This window comes from Mesorhizobium sp. M0621 (genome assembly GCF_040320745.1).
GTDB lineage: Bacteria > Pseudomonadota > Alphaproteobacteria > Rhizobiales > Rhizobiaceae > Mesorhizobium.
On the sequence record NZ_JAMYQF010000028.1, the window covers coordinates 20453 to 39507 of the forward strand.

The window sequence follows — 19055 nt, forward strand, 5'->3', positions numbered from 1 at the left end:
CTCGCGGGGCACTGAGAGCTGTTCGCCTGTACACCGAGTTCCTAGCAGAAGTGGACCGCCATGTTCTTAATGGTCTTGAGGCCAAGACGGCGCAGGCCATTGCCTTCCCAACGCTCGCCGCTCGGCTGTCCGAAATAGAGTTGATCGCAATCAACACCGTTGTCGAAGCTGCAAGGGGTATCCGCTAAACGCAGCGGATCTGTTCGGTCACATTCCCTGCCGACAAAGGCCCATCAGACCTCGATCTCTACCTCAGCGGCCACAGGCGCCTCCACCGGCGTAGCAATCGGAGTATAGAGATCCACATCTTCGGCGGTACGCAATGTCGCCACGAGGCTGTATCGGATTTCTCGGTCGGTGCGACCCTTGCCGGGGTTTTCTCGCCACCAGCCGCCAGTCGGAAACACAGCTATGGCGTTGCGCTGCGACAACTCCACAGCGGATCCTTCCCAAACGTCGGCGTGCAGTGACCCTCGATTGCGCAGCACAGGACCAACGGCCCAGCCTGTATCTGAAGCGCGCTTCGGAGGCCTGGGGCCTGCATCGGCTGTGACGCGACGAACGAACACATCCACGCGTTCATCGCCGGGCTTCAACGCAAACCTTAAGCCGTGAGACGCATACGTGTGTCGACGGGATTGTCCACGCTCGCCCGGATTGGGTTCGATGAAGTAGCTCAATGTCACCCGAAGCTGCACGCGTCGTTCAGCCAAGGCCTCTAACTGGGCGACAGGCCAGCGGAACTCGTGCAGCACCATATCCTTCGTTTCGACATCACTGCCCACCTTTTGGAAAGGTTGCATTGTGCGCTCGACGACCATCGTGACATCGTTCCGGAGGCTGCCAAGAGCCCGAACGAGCGAGGGCACCCCAAAACCGTAACGCCGCAAAAGGGCGGTCTTGTTAATTGCGCCGAGATGACGACGCATTGCCGGGGTCCACTCGGCAGAATGCACGACCAGCGCCCGAACAGTCTCGGGCCATAGCGCCGGACGTTCGGCGAGAATCTGGGCCCCCATCCGGGCTGCCAACGCGGTCGCCGCACTCGTTTCGCCCGTTGTCGTGAAGGCCCGGTTCTCGGGGATTCGGTACGTCGTAAGGAGCGCCAGATCATCGACGTGGTCCCCCAGGCCCGTTCCCGGATCTACGCCAAGGTTCCCGCCTTCAAAAACGACATCCGGCTTGAGGGGCCATTCACGGTTCCAGCTCACCGATGTCCGGCTGCGTGGCATGAGATCGCCGACGGAGGCCATCGCGGTCCAACCGTGATAGGTGGGATCGACTATGGTGTCTTTTTCCGTGAAGGCTCCAACCGTGAGCGCATTCCATGCCTGAGCGGGGTTTTCGATCGGCGTGGTGTCGTTACGATTGAGGTAGTCGTTGCGATGAAAATTGTCTCTTATGTTGCCGGCAGACACCGCGATAAATCGCGGTGCGTTGTCGGCCCCGAAAGCCAGCGCATCAATTGCGGCTGACCAGGAGGATGGCCGTCCGCGCCAATGATCACCTTCACTGGTGAGGGCGAGACAAATGCTACGAGGCCGCTGCGGCGCCGCTATCTCCGCTCGCGCGATGGACTGCGCAGTGATCGCCCCATAGAGATCGGGGTCGTTTGCACCGTGGTCGCGCAGAACCTTCACGGATTCGAGTCGATGCGTCAGTGGCACCGGTCCCTCGCCAGCCAGCAAATCGACGAGATCGCCATAAAGTGCAATGCCGGACAATTGCGTGCCGTGGCCCCCATGCCCTTGATTGCTGATGTCTTCTACCGACCAGTCCGGATCAAAAGCTTGTTGGTCTCGTTCTGCCAGGGCAGGCAGGATGAGCGGATGCCGGCGCGTTGAGCCTGAATCCAGAAGGCATACCGCTGGGGCATCGTCAGCGGGAGCGGTAATCCGGTCGACGGTCTCGGCGACCCACGCGCGCTGTTCTGCTCCATCCATCTCGGTGAAGAACGCGGGCGTGTCCCGAGCCATGCGAAGCTCGGCGATTGAATCGATATGTGCGACTATCCGCCCGAGCGTTTCGGCCGTCGATGACACGATAAGCACCTCCCTTTCAGGGAAGGTCAGAGCGTGCTCACGGACAGGTAGATCGAGGTGGCGCGCTGCCGCTTCGAATGTTTGTCGGGTCCCGAAGCGCAGCCAAATCTCCCACCATGCAACGACCCCGGGATCCGGAAAGAACGCCGGGTCATCCGTATAGAGCGATCGGGCCACGGCGAGCCGTGCTGTTTCCAATGATGCAATCAGGAGTTCGTTGCGTGGTCCGTTGTTCGTCTCGACAACCTGGCCATCGACTACGGAGCGCTTTATGCGGTCTTCGTCGCGATATTGTGCAACCTTCTTACGATAGTATTCCCGCTGCTTTTCTGGGACGAAAACCGTTGCAGCAACCGCCTCCCCGCGACCCTCAATTGGTCTGACGTTCACAAGCTCGATTGGAAACTTTCCTTGTCGATTTTCGAGTTTGTCGACGATGGCGGCTTGAGACGCAGGCAGTTCGAACTCAAGGTAAAATCCAGGTGTTCCGCCAGCAAGCGCTCGATCGCGTGCCTTTAACTGTGCTTCGGCGTTGGCCACCGCTTGGGTGAGCACACGCGTCAATTGTTCGGCATGTCGAACCCGGTCTCGCGTCGGTGGTTTTGACTTGTCGCCGCCGCCGCCATGCGACGTATAGTCCTGGATGTCGCCATGGTCTGGAAGGTAGACATGCGGAAGCGGTCTAGGTGCTTCATTGGCCATCGATGACTACAGCGTCGCCCCCTTGCGCTCGGCAATCGTGGTGACCAGATCGTCAAGCGTGATCCGCTTGCGATCATCAAGAACCGCCAGCTTCGCCGCGTCGGCGGCTGCTCGCGACATCTCGGCTTGGCTGAGGCCCGCACCCTCGGTTACTGCGGCTGTCCAATCCAGTCCCTTCGTATCGAAGGTCGAGAGGCGAGCCCGCAGAATCTTCTCCGCCACTTCGTTCGTTGGAAGAGCGTATTCGATGACGTCATCAAAGCGACGGAAGAGCGCAGGATCAAGCAATTCCGGATGATTGGTCGCCGCGACGACAAGCCCCTCGCTTTCATCCTCTTCGAGAAACTGAAGAAATGAGTTCAATACCCTGCGGATTTCTCCGACATCGTTGCGCTCAGCACGCTTCGCACCAATGGCATCAAACTCGTCAAAGAAATAGACGCCTTTCGTCTCAGCCATCGCCGTGAATACGAGCCGCAGTTTCGATGCGGTTTCACCCATGAATTTGGTCATCAGCCCGTCGAGTTGGACGGTGAAGAGCGGGATATGCAGTTCGCCCGCAAGCGCCGCCGCCGTCATAGTCTTCCCCGAGCCAGGCGGGCCAATCAGGAGAAGCTTCCTCCGCGGCGTCAAACCATGTCCACGAAGCTTGTGCTGCTGCCGTTGCTCCCTAATAACTCTCTTCAACCGATCGTCGAGCCCTGGAGGCAACACCATGCTCGCAATCCGGATGTCTGTGTAGCGAACGGTTACCAGGCCCGCGAGATCGCCCCGCGGCTGGGTCAATGGCACGGGTGCGTTCTTGCGCGCGCGGTCACGGTTTTTGCCCGCTCGGGCTTCGTCAACGAGTTCGCGCAATTGCACTGCAACGTTCCCATGACCTCTGCGCGCTTCATTCGCAGCAGCTTGAAGCGCGATCGTAAGGAACTGCTCGTCATCTCCTTCGACGTGGCTTTTCAAAAGCGCGATGAGCTGCTGAGCGGTGGTCACGCGATCACCAGGTGGCGAGGCAGCCATTGCCTAGCTTTAGCAAACGACCAAACTGGCGCCATAGCGATCTCCTCGCGAACTCTCATCGGCTGAACCGAGAGATAGACGCCTGTCCCCAAAATCAGGTTAACTCTATTGTCGGGTACAGACCGAATCAATTTCGACATTGCCATAGTTCCCAACATTTAGATCGCAGCGTTCGGGAAATCAGCGGGCGCGGCTCCTCTGCTGACATGGAATGGTGCCTTATTACATCACCCCAAACCAAGATGGCTATCGCGACCGGTACTCTATAACGCTGAGCCCATGGAGGAGGTTCAAAGCACTCCGGGCCGCGCAAGCCGACCGCGCAGGCTAAGGCGGGCTGCCGCCGATTGGAATTGAGGCTAGCGCCGAATGTCTCGAGCAAAACACTGCTCCAACAGCGTTTGCTGGAGGCCCGCTAAAGAAATGCCTGTCTCGACCTCGTGCCGAACGGCACTGGTGTAAGTGCTTGCCGGCAATCCGGATGCAGCAGGCCATCCTCACCGCGTCGACCTCCGCGCCGGCGCCTGCCGGCGCTCTAAGGAAAGAACGGCGTATAAACCGCAGTCCTGCGCGCGTCCGCACCAGCGGACAATTGTCGCGCATGGGACGGAGGAAATTCGCCCCCGCGGCGGGCGGTGAACGGGACAGCCGCAGGAGCTCAGCATAGCGCCGGCCGCAGGACGGGACGCGGGGCCGACTGTCGCCGTCCGCGGCGGTTCGCGTCTTGGAGGTTCCCGGATACGTGCTGATAACGCGCATGGCTAAACTGCCACAGTGCCGCAAGTCGCTGTGGTGTACGGCAGTAGCGCAGCGCTGAGGGCGGACAGGGGCAATGTTCGACCGCCACGCTGGGCACAGCCACGCCGCCGGCGCCACCCCTGGAACAGTCAAATGTGCTTGGTGGAAACGCCACCGGATACTGCACCAAATTCCCCCGGCTCCGGAACTTTTCGAACGACCGATTAACCCCCTGCGACTGCCAAATATAGACTGGGCTGCCAGTCGCAGTTCTCAATGCGTAGCCGGATCAAGCAGCAACCGTTCAGGCGACGGCATCGTTGCCAATAGTGCGCCAATCGCGAAGTTGCGACTGGGTCGACGTGCCGCCCTCTTGAGTGGCCGGTGCGAGGCTAGCACCTCCCCCAATTACTCGCCAATCGTAGGAAGAAGCAGGCATAGAATAAACGCTAAGGATCGAGAGAACCGTAGCGCACAGAGCATTCCGCAAAATCTTCATTTCTTCTCTCCATCTACCATTGCCTTGATGGCCTCGGGATAACTTCCGCATCTTGCGATCACTGATCGTGCTCTCTCTGCGGCGGCCACCATCTCCGCCAGATCCGGATCACCCGACTTCAGAATCGCGCGCAATTCATCGAGTCCGTCCGTGCTGCGGTCTTCCATCACCGCGGCAATGCCTGGCCACATTTCCGGGTCATCCTTGACGGCCTTCAATCCCATCACTGACGTTTTGAGAATCGGAAAGTCTTCGAACAGCCCCTCAGCGAATCTGAGCGACGCCTTCCAGTCTCCAGCATTCATGGCCATCAACCAAGCGTTGTAGGAGCAGCCGATCTCAGACGGCATCACTTTGCGCAACCAAGTCAAATCGTCGGCCAGGCCGCGCTTATACGCGTTTGCCAGCACCCGTGTTCGGTCTTCGGTGTCCAGGCCTGGAGACATCCCAAGCCAGCCAGTGTGATCTGAATCCAAGATGATACGAAACATTCGGTAACCGTTGCGTTGTGCACGCACGTCGCCATGGTCGAAGAAACCTGGCGGCGGGTCCGGATGCTCGGCGACGATGGCAACCAACGCTTCCACGACTGCGACGCCGCGCTGCGCAACTTGATCGTCGGGAACGGTGAAGTGATGCGTCTTCACTGCCCGACGGCGTTTAGCAGCCTTCAGCCAATCGAACATCACACGATGGGCCTTACGTCCAATGAGGATGCGATAGGCAGCAGGTAGACCGGGATTGAGAGCTTCGATCGCCCAAACCCCGTAGGCAAGCGGAATCAAATAGCGATCCATTTGTTTAATGTCAGGAAGCTTCCCTGCGCTCTCGTCGCCCAACGCGTTCTTGATTTCGTCAAAAAACGCGCGGTACTCGTCCGAACCGGGCTCGACTAGAAACTTGCTGAACTCGTGGTTCAGCTTTCGCCGTACGGCTTCGCTCTTGAGGTTGCCGTCACCGTCACCATTCCGCGCGTCATCCCGCAGATTCTTCAGTGTCGATCTGCTGTCTATGCCAATTAGAAACAGAACTCTTTTTTGCGGATCTTGGTATCCGGATTTGCGCTCTCTCGCTATCAAGATCTCGATCTTTTCGAGGTCGCTCAGCGGCTTCATTGGTCACTCCCAAAAAAACTTGCCGTATGAACATGTGGGATGTGCTTGTTCAAATGCGAGAAGAAAATTTGCACCTTCCCTAAATGACGTCGAACGAGGCCGAACGGATGAGCGATTCCCGAATACAGTCAAGCACCCATGTGCCGAATATGGACTGTCTAATTATGTCTTATTTTTGTCGTTTGCCAAATACTAAACATACGTACTTGAAATCGGAAACCGATACAACAGTAGTACTTCCAATCCCAATGTAAATCGCACAGGCAACCCGTCAACTTCTCCAACAACGGGCTCGGTCTGACGAGAGCAATAGCGCCTCGTGACTGTTTAGCGGCCCGTCAAACGGAGTGACGGCCATGCGCAAATTTCTTAAAATTCTTGTGATGACGACCTCTCTTCTCGGATGCTCCACCACCGCAGCTCAGCCTTCTGCGCATATGACGGGCGTGTCGCCGCAGGGCCAGCAGCCCGATGCAAGGGGGTTGCCGCTTAAGATCGTCGGTAACTTTAAGGACGGTGTTGATTCCCGGCTCATGGATATCCTGAACATCGCGGCACAGCGTTTCGGCGGATATCGGGTGGAGGCTTACTCGGGTTTCCGGGCTGGTGACCCGCGCTTCCATGGCAAGGGTATGGCAGCGGATATTTGGCTCGTTGACCTGAAGACGGGCCGCAAGCTTCCGAATTATCAGGACCCGAGTACGTTTCGTATCTATGAGCAGTTCGCGCAGATTGCGCGCATCGTTCAGTTGGAGAAGTATCCGGAACTTACCGGCAAGTTTCGGTGGGGCGGCTACTTCAGTGGGCCGAAGGGCAAGTACGGCGCTACCGATGAGATGCATTTCGACCTCGGAGGCGGTACCGTCGGAATGGGCGGTGGCTCTTGGGAGAACGGTTTGACGCCGGCACAACGGGCATTGCTGCCCGGTGTCGTAAGCGTCGGTATGGGCGGTGTGGGACATAACGGATAGCAGGGGAATTCCAAGTCCCGGCCGGCGGTAGCCGCGGGCCGGGACTACTCGTGACAAACAACATCTGCCTTCGGGGGGCATAATCGGCCGCGCCAACCGTTGCTAGTGGTGATGAGATCCTTGCCGAGCCCGCTCGTCTAGCTTTTAACAGCCGAGCCTTGTCCGCCGGTTTCAAGGAGAGAGGCGATTTCCTCGCACGTCCGTGTCGCGGCTAATTTGAGTGCCTCGTCGATATGAACATAGCCTTGAGTGACACCCCTGGCGGCATGGCCGAGAAGTGCGGCAATCGTCAACTCGGAAAATCCCAAATCGCCAGCCACGCTGCCAAAGGTGTGCCGCAGCGTGTGCGGAGTGACGCCCTCGATGTTGGCGCCGGCGCACAACCGAGCAAGACAGCTTTTCGTCGCCGTGAAGTGACCATCGCCGATATCTGACGGTAGTATGTAAGGGCAGTTCTTGCGCGCCGGCTGGCTGGCTGCGAGATCAGCGGCTCGCGGTCCGATCGCGCGCACCTGACCATCGCTCTTAGTATCAGGGAAATGGACATAGCCCTGATCGGCGTGCAACCAGTCGCGCTTCATTCCTTGAACTTCCGATATCCGAAATCCCGTCAGCAGCATCAGTCGCACTCCGGCCAGCGCCACTGGGTGCTCGTCATTCCTTTCGGCGACGCGCATCACCTCGCCCAGCCTTTTGATCTCCGCGACGGTCAGGCGGCGTTCCCTCCTCTTCCCGACGCGCTTGCGCACGCCCACTGCCGGGTTGGAGGCAACAACGTCAAGCCGCACTGCATGCGCAAAAAGACTCTGGAGCGTCGAGACGGTTCGCGCCGCAACACCGGCGCCCCCGGTGGTAGCTCCGCCGCGGCCAACGCCGCGCGGTTTCGCAGTCCTTCCACTCGCGATATCAGACTGCAGGGCCTCAATATCTCCGAGCTTGAGCGCCCGCACTTGCCGGCGACCGAGCAGCGGCTTGATATGAGTTTCAATACGGCTCCGATCCATCGCCAACGTGGACGTCTTGATGGGACGATGACGACGCCCCAGGATGCGGCCTGCCTCAGCTTCTTTAAGATACCAGTCGCACACCTCAGTGACCGTGATCGCTTCGCGCAAACTAGCGTTCTCCGCTGCCGGGTCAGCGCCGCCGGCTACAGCACCCAGCTTGACTTTGGCCTGATCGCGAGCTTGCTCGACCGTCATCACTCCGTAGCGGCCGATAGTCATGCGTCGGGTGCGGCCTTCAATATTGCGGTACTGAACGACGAACGTCTTCAGGCCCGAAGGCACAACGCGGACGCCAAAGCCCCTTATTTCGCCGTCCCACAGGAACGTCTGTCCTTTGTCCGGGGGCGTTTGGGCATCTACAGCGCGTTTGGTCAGTTTTCCCATTGAACACGGCTCGCGGTTGTTCGCTTCTATGCTTACATTATCACAGCGATGGCAGAATGTAAGCGAAATGTAAGCAGCCGGAATAGTAAGCGAGGTGTCTGCTGGATATCCATGCGAAGCATGGTGTCCGCTATATGCTGAAACATCAATGGCTTGTCGAAGAATAGCGAAGAGGCGGATAGGAACGCGCAGTTGAAAATTGACCTTGCCAAGGTTGGGGTCGAGCGTTCGAATCGCTTCACCCGCTCCAAATCTTCTTTAGATTTGAAAAGCATAAAGGGCCCGGGTAACCGGGCCTTTTTGCTGTCTGGGCCCGGGGGAGCGGGAGGGGGAGCGCGAAGGCGCCGAGCTTCTACCCACGACTACCATGTCGGCAATTAGCCGGCCGGCCGCCAGTGGACTCCCACAACGCGCCCTAATACAAATCGGAGATTGGCACCTTGAGGAAATGTGATGGCCGACTCTCGTGCCCCGCGCCGTCTCGCAGCGATTCTCGCGGCCGACGTCGTCGGCTACAGCCGTCTCATGGAGAACGATGAGAAAGGCACGCTGGCGGCGCTGAAAGCTCGCCGCAAGGAAGTGTTGCAGCCGACGGTGAGCGAGCACGTCGACGGAAAGGCCGTTTTGCGGCCAAACGTCCCGGTCATGGAGCCCGAAGACGTAGTGGAGGCCTCGCTTGCCGGCCTCGCTCTCGGCGATGTCATCTGCTCGCCGGCACTTGCGGATCGCGGCCTCCTCAACCATGAACGCCAAGCCCGCCACGCTGTCTTCGGCGGCGGTCGGGGGGCTGAGCTGTCGCCTCGCTATCGGAAGGGCCTTTGAGCTGCAGTGCCAGCAATCGCCGCCGGATCAAAGCGGATCACCTTCCGTCCGACGTCAGCCGCGGGTCACGGGTGCGTTACGATTATCGCTGTAGTAGAGTGCGTCGGGTGGCCATCACGCGCCGGCAATGGAGCACAGGCACACATGGAGCGGCGGCTGACCGCCATACTTGCCGCCGACGTCGTCGGCTACAGCCGGCTCATGGGCGCCGACGAGGTCGGCACGCTGGAGCGCCTGAAGGCCTGCCGGCGCCAACTGGTCGATCCCTCCATCGCCGGACATCACGGGCGCATGATCAAGCTCATGGGCGACGGTGCGTTGGTCGAGTTCGGCAGCGTGGTCGATGCGGTGCAGTGCGCCGCCGACATTCAGCGCAAGATGGTCGAGCGCGACAGCGACCTGCCGGAGGAGCGGCGCATCCGCTTCCGCATCGGCGTCAATCTCGGCGACATCATCGTCGAGGGCGACGACATCTACGGCGACGGCGTCAACATCGCCGCGCGCCTGGAGGCGCAAGCGGAGTCGGGCGGCATCTGCATTTCCGGCACTGCCTTCGACCACGCCGTGCACAAAGCAAACGTCGGCTTCGCTAACCTCGGCGAGCAGCGGCTGAAGAACATCGCCGATCCCGTGCGCGTCTATCGCGTGCTGCTGGATCCAGCCCAGGCCGGCAAGGTGGTGAGCGGCGCGCGCCGTCGGCCCGGGCCGGCGATCCTGGTCGCGGGCGCGGCGATGCTGGTCGTCGCGCTCACCGGCGCGGTGATTGCATGGCAATGGCCGCGAACGCCGCAACGCCCGTCCGTCGCCGTGCTGCCGTTTGCCAATCTGAGCGGCGATCCGGGCCAGGACTATTTCGCCGAGGGCCTCACAGAGGATCTGATCACCGACCTGGCGAAACTCTCCGGTCTCGACGTCATCGCCGGCAACTCGGTCGCCGCCTACAAGGGCAAGCCGCCCGATTTCGCCGACATCAGGCGCCAGCTCGGCGTCGAGTTCCTCGTCGAGGGCAGCGTCAGGCCGACCGGCGAACTGATACGCATAAACGCGCAGCTAATCGACACGGCAAACGGCGATCATGTATGGGCCGAGCGCTTCGACCGGCGCGCGACCGACGTACTCGCCGTGCAGGACGAGATGCGAAAGGAGATCGTTGCCGCGCTCGACGTCGAGCCCTCGGCGACGGAAGCGAAGAGAATGGAGCGACCGCCCACCGCCAACCTCGAGGCCTACGACTACTATCTGCGCGGTGAGCACGCCGCGTTCACGGGCCGCCCACAGGGCATGCGGGAGGCGCTGGAGTTCTACGCCAAGGCGGTTTCGCTCGATCCTTCGTTCGCCGCGGCATTCGCCGCCGATGCGCGCACCGCCGTCTACATCTGGCGCAGCGCCTACGACGATGTGCTGCAGTCCGCCCCGGCGCGCAAGCGCGCCTATGAGAGCGCCGGGCGTGCGCTGCAACTCAATCCGGATTTGTCGCTGCCCTACGCGATGCTCGCCATCCTCCAGACTGTGGACGAGCGTTTCGACGAGGCGATCGCATCGGCCAAGCGGGCCGTAGCGCTTGGACCGGGCGACATCGAAGCGCAGGTCGCGCTCGGCTACGTCTACCTGTTCGACGGCAGGTTTCCGGAAGCCGCCGCGGCGATCGAGACAGCCTTGCGACTTGACCCCGATCTGTCGCCAATCAACCGCCGGATCGCCGGCATCGTCTTCTTCTTCAACGGCGACAGCAAACGCGCGATCGCGGCGCTGGAACGCGCCCGCGATGATGCGCCAGGTGTCGGCAACATCCTGATATCGCTCGGTGCCGCCTATGCGCAGGCCGGCCGCCTCCCCGAAGCGCAGGCGGCGGTGAGCCATGGCCTGAGCTATTTGCCCAACGACGACTCCATCGCCGGGATCAGGATGGGATGGCATTTCCGCAATCCGCAGGACCTGGAGACCTTCATCAGCGCATTGCGGCAGGCGGGGCTGCCGGAATGGCCATACGGCTTCAAGGGCAGCGAGCGCGATCGGCTGAAGGGCGAGGAGATCGCCGCTCTGGTCATCGGCCACCTGCTGAAAGGTCTCGCGGAGCCTGGTTCGCGGCCGGCGATCATGCAGATCGGCAAGGACGGCCAGGCGGCCTTCCGCTCAACCACCCAGTTCATCACCGAAACCGTGTTCGTGAAACAGGATCTGCTTTGCGAGCAGAGCGAAAACGCGTTCGGCCGCCCGGATTGCGGCCCGGTGTTCAGGCGCGAGGGCGAACCCGCGTTCACCTTCGTGAACGCGCGCGTGGTCTTCCACTTCTCGCCGGCCGGCTGAGGCCCGATCGGAAGGGTCAGTTGATCTGGTCCCGCTCCAGCCGCGTCTTGATGGTCGGCCAAGCGGCTTCCGCCTTTGGCAGCACGTCGTCGGCATGGGCCGCGATGATCTCCATGTCCGGCTTGTCGTAGGCCAGATAGAGCTTGCCGTCGATGATCTTGAACGCCTCGGGATCAACGTTGACAGTGACCGAATCCAACGAAACCTCGCCCACGCAATAGCCTCCATATTGCGGAGCGTATTTGACGGGCTCGCTCATGAACATTTTGCGATGCTCGTCGTTGGCGAAGTGCCAAGGCGTACCGAGCCAATCGTAAGAAATCTTCTCCGAGCCTTTGACCGCCTTGCCATCAGTGAAATAGGAGACGGGATCATAGCCCATGATGGCCACGCCGCCGAAGTAGCCGGTGTTCACCGTGCCGTCGGCATGCGCCGGCGCCGCGCCCATCACCGTGAAGGCGACACCGCCGGCCAGAACCAAATTTCTCAGGGATTTGGGTATGTCGATTGTGTGCATTGCGGTTCTCCATCAATCGTGAATGTCCATGCAGCGCTTATAGTTCTCTTCCGTGTCCTTCATGGCGGCCGCGGACTGGCAGGTCGCGCCATGGCGCTTGTAGAGCTTGACGATGTCGGCATGGCGTTTCCCGAAGGCGCGGGTGATCGGAGTATAGCCGTGTACCTCGGCATGGCCGATGTCGGCGCCGCGCGAGATCAGGAACTCGACCACGTCGCCATGGTCCTCCTCGCCGGCCACCATCATCGGCGTGGCGCCCGCCTTGTTGGCCGCATCGTCGAGCACAGCGCCATGGTCGAGCAGGAGCTTCACGACCGGCAGGCTGCCGGAATAGGCCGCAGCGTGGAGCGGCGTGAAGCCGCCGGAGTTGCGCGCCATGACCTTGGCGCCCTTGCCGATCAGCAGCTCGGCGATTTGACGCTGACCGCCGAGCGCGGCGTCGATGAGAGGGGTTGCCTGGTCGCGGGCGCGGCTGTCGACTGCGGCGCCGCCGGCCAGGGCCCGCTCCACGGCCGCCACGTCTCCCGCTGCAACGGCATCAAACAAAGGATCGGCTGCGGCCGCCGTGGCGACCGTCAACGCCAGAACGACTGTTGCCAGCAAGCCGCGCATCGCCTGTCCTTTAGAGGCGCCTAAAGTAGCATGAGGCCGGTCGCTTGGGTAGTCCAGGAATGGCGCGTGATTGAACAGCAGCCTGCCGCCCCGTCACCGCCAAAATGTGCTGCGAAGGTTCAGATAAACATGGAGGACGTGTAGCTCGTCGCAGTCGGGACTATCCCGTCGGCGGGCCGCTTCCCAAGCGCGCGAAACCGGAACCAGCTAGTCACCTTCGCCGATCTCCGGAACTGGCATACTCCTGAATAGGTTGCGGCTTGCGACGAGAAGTGTCGTGGAATCAATGGGTTGCCAGGGTGGGGGTCGCGTTCGAATCGCTTCACCCGCTCCAATTTCCTTCCGGGGAATCAAGCATCGAAAAGCCGCGGAAACCCGCGGCTTTTTCGTTTTTGGGCCGACGCTGGCCGAGCTGCTTGGCCGAAACTTCCTCGTCCTCCTCAGAAATCACATAAAATTACAGCGAGGAACGGTTCCCGCTGGGTCTCGTTAGCCCACCGTCAATCCAACGATGGAGAGAACCAATGCAGGATATTTCCGGCAAGCGCGTCGCTATCCTTGCGACAAACGGCTTTGAACAGGCCGAACTTGAAGTGCCGCTCAAGAAATTGCGTGAAGCAGGCGCTAAAGTCGATGTCGTGTCGCTCGCAAGCGGCAAGATCAGGGGCTGGGACCACAAGGATTGGGGCCGCGAGGTTCCCGTCGACAAGATTTTGGATGAGACGCGGGCGGATGACTACGACGCGATCGTGCTGCCCGGCGGCGTCATCAATCCGGACCTGCTGCGGGTGGAGCGGAAAGCCCTGGATTTCATCAAGTCGTTCTGGTCGGCCAACAAGGTCGTCGGCGCGATCTGCCATGCGCCCTGGCTTCTCGTCGAGACTGGAATTGTGAAGGGCCGCCGGGTCACGTCCTACAAATCGATCAAGACCGACGTGATCAATGCCGGTGGTGTCTGGGAGGACAGCGCGGTGGTCACCGACCAGGGGCTTGTCACCAGCCGCAACCCAAGCGATCTCGACGCGTTCTGCGGCAAGCTCGCCGAGGAAATCAGGGAAGGGCGGCACGACAGGAAGGCGGCAGCCTAGCCCGCCTGGGCCTGGATTTCATGAAGGTCGCGCCAATCGGCGCAGGCTTTTTGAGCGAGTCGGTCGTAGCCGCGCCAGGCGCTCTTCGTACCGTCCGCCTTCCGCAGCGATGCCTGATGCACCAGCGAGGTCCAGCTGTTGGTCGAGGCGAGGTGGCAGTAGAGCATGCCGAGCGTGCCGGATTTGCGCAGGTCGAGAAAGGCCTCGTCGCTCAGTTTGTTGAAGGCCGGCTCGTCGATCGCCTGGAAATCGGTGAGGTTGCGCACTTCGCCACCTTCCAGCGTCACCTTGCTCTGGCGTGCGAAAACAGGCCATGCGCGTCGATCCTTTCGATCATCGATCTCGTGGCATTGAAATCGATCTGAAACTGGTTGCGGAGGCGAGCGCCTGCCTGGTCGCCTCGGTGCCGATTCCTATTCCCGTGTACGACGTCGACCGCACGGCCGAATCGCTTAGGCTGCGACCAGTGCTGCGCCGCCTGGTTTGGCAGCCGTATCAGGACCGGCGCGAGTGACCATTCCAGCGGCGTTGGCGCCGACCAGGTAAATCAGATAGAACTAAATCAGGCAGAACCATTGTTTGCGATTTCAGGAGGCGACATGTCAGAGGAGCATGTTGAGCGTCGGCTGGCGGCGATCCTGGCGGCAGACGTGGTCGGCTATAGCCGTCTTATGGAGGTCGACGAAGAGCACACGCTTAATCTCCTTCGGCAGCATCGACGGGAGTTCTTCGATCCGACCGTCACCAAGCACGGTGGGCGCATCTTTAAGGTGATGGGTGACGGCTTCCTGGTGGAGTTCGGCAGCGTAATCAATGCGGCGCGCTGCGCGGTCGAGATCCAACGCGGCATGTCCGAGCGGAATGCCGGCATCCCCGAGGACCGGCATTTCAAGTTTCGCATGGGCATCAACCTTGGCGACATCATCGTCGACGGTGATGATTTCCATGGCGACGGCGTCAATCTTGCGGTGCGGCTGCAGGGTCTCGCGATACCCGGCGGCATCGCCTGCTCGGAAGCGGTGCGCCATGAGGTCGGCAACAAGCTGGGCGTCGACTTCGCCGATCAGGGCGCCAGGACCGTCAAGAACATTGCGCAGCCGGTGCACGTCTATTTCGCCAACTGGGACCAGGGCGTCCCGCATGTCGAGACGCATATTGCGGCCGGGAGCGTCCAGACGCTAGTGCGGTCCGACAAGCCGTCGGTGGCGATCCTACCCTTCGCCAATCTGAGCAATGATCCCGACCAGCAGTATTTCAGCGACGGCATCACGGAAGATATCATAACCGACCTCTCGAACGTTTCCGGCCTGTTCGTGCTCAGTCGCAATACGGTCTTCGCCTTCAAGGGCAGGACCGACAAGATGGAACGCATCGCCAGGGAGCTTGGCGTCGGCTACATTGTCGAGGGCAGCGTCCGCAAGGCGGGAAACCGGGTCAGGATCAATGCCGAGCTGATCGAGGGCGCCACAGACGGACACGTCTGGGCTGCCCGCTACGACCGCGACCTCACCGACATCTTCGCCGTCCAGGACGAAATCGCCAAGGCGGTCGTGGCGCAGCTCAGGGTCAGGCTCCTGCCCGAGGAGAAGAAGGCGATCGAGCAGGCGCCGACGGACGATGTGGAAGCCTATACGCATTATCTTCGAGGGCGCGATTACAGCCACATCGCGACCAGGGCGAACCACCTGATGGCCAGACAAAGCTATATCAGGGCCATCGAGCTCGATCCGGAATATGCCCGCGCCTATGCAGGCCTGGCGGTCTGCGACGTACGCCTTCAGTCGATCTACGGCTCACCGATCCAAGTGGACGACATTCTCGCGACCGCCGATCAGGCCCTGGCTCTAGACGCGAATTTGGCCGAGGCGCATTCAGCCAGGGGCTTTGCCCTGTCCCTCGCCGATCGCCGTTCCGAGGCCGCGTCGGCGTTCGAACAGGCTCTCACGCTCGACCCCAATTGCCACGAGGCCAACCGCTACTACGCCGAGTTCTGTGTAACCGGCGGCCAGTTCGAACTCGCCGCGACGTACTTCATGCGCGCGATGGAGATCAAACCGACCGACTACGGCGCACCGGTCATGCTGGTGAACGTCTTCCGCACCCTCGGCCAACAGAACGACGCGGAGCTTTATGCGCGGATCGCATTGGAGAGAGCTGAAGAGGAACTCCGTCTGCATCCCGAGAACGCCAATTGTGCCTGCCTGGGGGCGATCGTGCTGGCCTTCCTTGGTGAACGCGACAGGGCAGGGAAGTGGCTTGACCGGTCTCTGGCGATCGACCCAAGCGATATCAACGTCCAATACAATGCCGCTTGTACCTATGCGTTGCTGGGGGAGTTCGAACGCTCGATCGACCTTCTGGAAGCGTGGCTGCCGCAGGCTGGCGCCGAGATGAGACTCTGGTTCAAGAACGATTCCGATTTCGCCGCTGTTCGCAGCCATCCTCGCTACCAGAAGTTGCTCCAGCTCCTGCAGTAGCGATACGCATTGTTCTTGAGGCAATTTTATTGCCGATAATCAAGAACCGGCCTTCAGGAAGATTTACCGGACAAACCAACGCCCTCGCCATCCTACAGATATTATGTTATTTTACTAATATAACCGAGAGGTGGGGAATGGGTACCCGGTTCAGGCTGTTCGTTCAGCCTCCGTTTGAAGACCCGACGTCAAGCCCTGAGATCATTACGGTTTCTTCCCCGCCAGGCAGCGTCGGACCAGGTCCGTCCGACGATCGTATGTATGTCGTCGAGCCGGTCGACAAGACGCGGCCCTATGGCGTCAATCACGGCCCGCTGGGCACGCCCTTCATCTCCCTGCCGCCCTGGACGCGAGCGATCCTCGATCCGGCCGTTCCCGACGAGGAAGGCAATTTCGATCACTATCAGCCCTCGACTCCCGGCTTCGAAGCAGCGCACGCGTTCGGTTGCGTGCGCTTCGCACTCGACGTTTGGGAGCGTTACATCGGCCAACCGCTCACCTGGCATTTCAGCGATCACTACGACCGTCTGGAAATCTCGATCCTGCCGGATTGGGATAACGCCCAATACGGCTATGGCTTCCTCGAGCTCGGCAGCCAATTCGTGAAAGACGGACGCGCGCTGCCCTTCAGCCTCGACTTCGATATTATCGCGCACGAGGTTGGCCATGCATTCGTCTACGGCGTCCTCGGCATACCGAAGCCGGGAGCCGAGTTCCCCGAATATCTGGGCTTTCAGGAGGCCTTTTCCGACTGCGTTTCGTTGATCGCGGCCATGCATTTTCCCTCCGTGATCGAAAATGTTCTGACGGTGACGCGCGGGAATCTCTACATCGCCAACCAACTCTCTCGCTTCTCGGAATTTTCGCCGCACCGCCAGATACGCGAGGCCAACAACAAACTGACGATGGCCGATTTCGCGGACGGCTGGACCGACGAGCATGCACTGTCACAACCTCTGACGGGCGCCGTCTTCGACATTCTGGTCGATGTCTTTCACGAGAGCTTGGTGGCTCGAGGACTGATCTCGCCGGAGGCCGAAAATCTTGCCGACCTCGCCGAGATCGACCCAGCTGCCGAGCTGCCGCTCCAGGAAGTCTTTGACCGCGATTTCGCCCGCAATCCGGACAGTTTCGTCGAAGCGCTGCTCGACGCGCGGGATATCGTAGGTACCTATCTCGCCGAGACGCTGTGGGCTCTCGCCCCGGATTTCCTGGACTACGGTGACGTGGCGAGAACGATGCTCGCGGTCGATGACAGTGTGACCGGAGGAGAACTATCAAGGATCATCTTCCGGGATTTCGACCGGAGAGGGATTTTTCGCTACCGCGCCGGGCCTCGCCTGACGAAGCCAAACCGAAAGAGCCATGTTCATGAAGGCCGAATCGCTCGCCCACGGGACCAGGCGCGTTTGCCGGACATGAGCTATTTCGAGAAATATTGGATGTCCAGAAGTGGCGCCGATCTTTGATCGACATGCAGGAGATGGGGTGATCCATGGTAACTGAAACCATTCTAAATACTTCCGCCATACATTTGTTCGGCAGAGTTCTTGAGGATTTGAAGCTCAAGAAGAGGATCGATGGGGGACGTCCCCCAAGGCCTGGCAACAACAGATTCCTGCAGAACCAGATCGACGCCTCCGGTAGCCTGCTTGCAAGGATATATGCGTTCACCTTCGAGGCGCAGTTCTACGAGCTGGCTCGACCGACCATACTTCTTGTTCATGGGCCTGGCAGTGCGGTTGATTATCCAGCCCCGGCGGACACCGATCTCAAGGTCATGAGCCGCGGTCCAAGCGATCCTGCCTATACCGGATTATCATCGCAGACAGGCTCGTTTGCGCGCGGAATGCTGGTCTGGGTCTACGACAAGAGTGACCTGACAATGCGGCTGGAACTCGACACCGGAACGCTCGAGGATGTCCTGTTGAGTGCCGAGCTGGACCCGCGTTCGTTTGGTCGATCGGGTGGAGCAATGGGCCGATCCGGCGGTGCGATGGGGCGATCCGGCGGCGCCATGGGCAGGTCTGGCGGTGCGATGGGACGGTCCGGTGGCGCCATGAACCGCAACGGGCGTGGCGATCTCGACTAGCGTTTCCGATCGTTAATTGAGAATGCCAAAGGGAGATGGACCATGGCAAAAGTAGATATAGTGCGTGTCGATACGCCTGAAGGGAATGCTGTAAGAGCCGGAGAGCCGGTCGCGGTCAGCGTGACGGTGGCCCCAGACCGTGGTTGGTTTAACGACACAAAATACTTAGCAATTGATTTTATTAATGTAGACACTTTAAAAATAACTAGGCATCTAGAGATATATGACAACTATGTAACCATCGAGGATACTACAACAATAAACTTCAAGGTTAAAGCGGACGCTGACGCTTCAAACGGGGAATACTATGTTCAAATCAACAATAAACACTTCAAGGAAATCATCGTAAGTGGCCCTGAGGATGGGACTATCACCGTGTCCTCAAGCTAGTCACTTCCAAAAATACGCTGTGACTAGCCGCAAAGTCATATCGGTAATCAGCGGCTCTGCCCTCACGCCGGCAAAATCTTGCCGGGGTTCATGATGTTTTTGTGGGTCGAGCGTCTGCTTGATCATGCGGCTTCCGCAGCTGCCTCCTCAAATCATTCATCTCGCTCCTTGTTGCGGACGAACTTCGCCTCCCAGAAGGCCGTTCGACTTTGGCGCATACGTGAGAGCCAACCCTGAACGTGCCAAAAGCAACATGCACCTCGACGCACTTGCGG

17 protein-coding genes and 1 tRNA gene are annotated in these 19055 nt (G+C 60.1%); 10 read left to right on the forward strand and 8 right to left on the reverse strand.

What is annotated here, in order from left to right; all coding sequences use genetic code 11:
- Positions 1 to 233 precede the first annotated feature (233 nt).
- From NKI38_RS19520 to NKI38_RS19530, 3 genes are all read right to left on the reverse strand, one after another.
- Complete coding sequence (locus tag NKI38_RS19520; RefSeq protein ID WP_352659821.1) at positions 234 to 2744, reverse strand: S8 family peptidase; 2511 nt, start codon at positions 2742 to 2744, stop codon at positions 234 to 236.
- Between the two features lie 6 nt (positions 2745 to 2750).
- A complete protein-coding gene (locus tag NKI38_RS19525) occupies positions 2751 to 3734 on the reverse strand; it encodes an AAA family ATPase (protein WP_352659822.1) in 984 nt (327 codons plus the stop codon).
- Between the two features lie 1260 nt (positions 3735 to 4994).
- Entirely contained in the window at positions 4995 to 6113 is a 1119-nt protein-coding gene (locus NKI38_RS19530; protein ID WP_352659823.1) for a hypothetical protein, read from the reverse strand.
- A 356-nt stretch (positions 6114 to 6469) separates the two neighbouring features.
- Here NKI38_RS19530 and NKI38_RS19535 point away from each other — a divergent pair, with 356 nt between their 5' ends.
- Complete coding sequence (locus NKI38_RS19535; protein WP_352659824.1) at positions 6470 to 7084, forward strand: hypothetical protein; 615 nt, start codon at positions 6470 to 6472, stop codon at positions 7082 to 7084.
- A 137-nt stretch (positions 7085 to 7221) separates the two neighbouring features.
- Here the strand turns inward: NKI38_RS19535 and NKI38_RS19540 are convergent, their stop codons facing one another.
- Positions 7222 to 8475 (reverse strand): tyrosine-type recombinase/integrase, encoded by a 1254-nt coding sequence (locus tag NKI38_RS19540; protein WP_352659825.1) that lies wholly within the window; start codon positions 8473 to 8475, stop codon positions 7222 to 7224.
- Between the two features lie 174 nt (positions 8476 to 8649).
- Between NKI38_RS19540 and NKI38_RS19545 the strand changes: the two genes are divergently transcribed.
- From NKI38_RS19545 to NKI38_RS19555, 3 genes are all read left to right on the forward strand, one after another.
- Positions 8650 to 8725: transfer RNA gene (locus NKI38_RS19545), tRNA-Ser, on the forward strand.
- A 203-nt stretch (positions 8726 to 8928) separates the two neighbouring features.
- A complete protein-coding gene (locus NKI38_RS19550) occupies positions 8929 to 9297 on the forward strand; it encodes a hypothetical protein (RefSeq protein WP_352659826.1) in 369 nt (122 codons plus the stop codon).
- A gap of 144 nt (positions 9298 to 9441) precedes the next feature.
- Positions 9442 to 11604 carry a tetratricopeptide repeat protein gene (locus NKI38_RS19555; RefSeq protein WP_352659827.1) on the forward strand — a complete coding sequence of 721 codons (2163 nt, stop codon included), beginning with the start codon at positions 9442 to 9444 and terminating at the stop codon, positions 11602 to 11604.
- A 16-nt stretch (positions 11605 to 11620) separates the two neighbouring features.
- On the opposite strand, the gene NKI38_RS19560 is transcribed toward NKI38_RS19555, so the two are convergent.
- Together NKI38_RS19560 and NKI38_RS19565 are read right to left on the reverse strand one after the other, a co-directional pair.
- The gene (locus NKI38_RS19560; RefSeq protein ID WP_502899338.1) at positions 11621 to 12121 is read right to left on the reverse strand and encodes a YHS domain-containing (seleno)protein; all 501 of its coding nucleotides are present in this window, start codon (positions 12119 to 12121) and stop codon (positions 11621 to 11623) included.
- Between the two features lie 12 nt (positions 12122 to 12133).
- The gene (locus tag NKI38_RS19565; RefSeq protein ID WP_352659828.1) at positions 12134 to 12733 is read right to left on the reverse strand and encodes an ankyrin repeat domain-containing protein; all 600 of its coding nucleotides are present in this window, start codon (positions 12731 to 12733) and stop codon (positions 12134 to 12136) included.
- A gap of 524 nt (positions 12734 to 13257) precedes the next feature.
- Here NKI38_RS19565 and NKI38_RS19570 point away from each other — a divergent pair.
- Positions 13258 to 13821 carry a type 1 glutamine amidotransferase domain-containing protein gene (locus NKI38_RS19570; protein ID WP_352659829.1) on the forward strand — a complete coding sequence of 188 codons (564 nt, stop codon included), beginning with the start codon at positions 13258 to 13260 and terminating at the stop codon, positions 13819 to 13821.
- On the opposite strand, the gene NKI38_RS19575 is transcribed toward NKI38_RS19570, so the two are convergent.
- Positions 13818 to 14108: a SapC family protein gene (locus tag NKI38_RS19575; protein ID WP_352659830.1), complete on the reverse strand. Its 291-nt coding sequence runs from the start codon at positions 14106 to 14108 to the stop codon at positions 13818 to 13820. The two genes, NKI38_RS19570 and NKI38_RS19575, sit on opposite strands and share 4 nt — an antisense overlap.
- Positions 14109 to 14134: 26 nt before the next feature.
- Between NKI38_RS19575 and NKI38_RS19580 the strand changes: the two genes are divergently transcribed.
- From NKI38_RS19580 to NKI38_RS19600, 5 genes are all read left to right on the forward strand, one after another.
- Positions 14135 to 14335 (forward strand): hypothetical protein, encoded by a 201-nt coding sequence (locus NKI38_RS19580; RefSeq protein ID WP_352659831.1) that lies wholly within the window; start codon positions 14135 to 14137, stop codon positions 14333 to 14335.
- An 85-nt stretch (positions 14336 to 14420) separates the two neighbouring features.
- Entirely contained in the window at positions 14421 to 16298 is a 1878-nt protein-coding gene (locus NKI38_RS19585; RefSeq protein WP_352659832.1) for a TPR end-of-group domain-containing protein, read from the forward strand.
- A gap of 137 nt (positions 16299 to 16435) precedes the next feature.
- Positions 16436 to 17767, forward strand: coding sequence for a gluzincin family metallopeptidase (locus tag NKI38_RS19590; RefSeq protein ID WP_352659860.1), 1332 nt, complete (start codon positions 16436 to 16438; stop codon positions 17765 to 17767).
- A gap of 26 nt (positions 17768 to 17793) precedes the next feature.
- The gene (locus NKI38_RS19595; protein WP_352659833.1) at positions 17794 to 18390 is read left to right on the forward strand and encodes a hypothetical protein; all 597 of its coding nucleotides are present in this window, start codon (positions 17794 to 17796) and stop codon (positions 18388 to 18390) included.
- A gap of 42 nt (positions 18391 to 18432) precedes the next feature.
- Positions 18433 to 18780, forward strand: coding sequence for a hypothetical protein (locus NKI38_RS19600; RefSeq protein ID WP_352659834.1), 348 nt, complete (start codon positions 18433 to 18435; stop codon positions 18778 to 18780).
- Here NKI38_RS19600 and NKI38_RS19605 read toward each other — a convergent pair whose 3' ends face one another.
- Positions 18781 to 18906, reverse strand: coding sequence for a hypothetical protein (locus NKI38_RS19605; protein ID WP_352659835.1), 126 nt, complete (start codon positions 18904 to 18906; stop codon positions 18781 to 18783).
- Positions 18907 to 19055 lie beyond the last annotated feature (149 nt).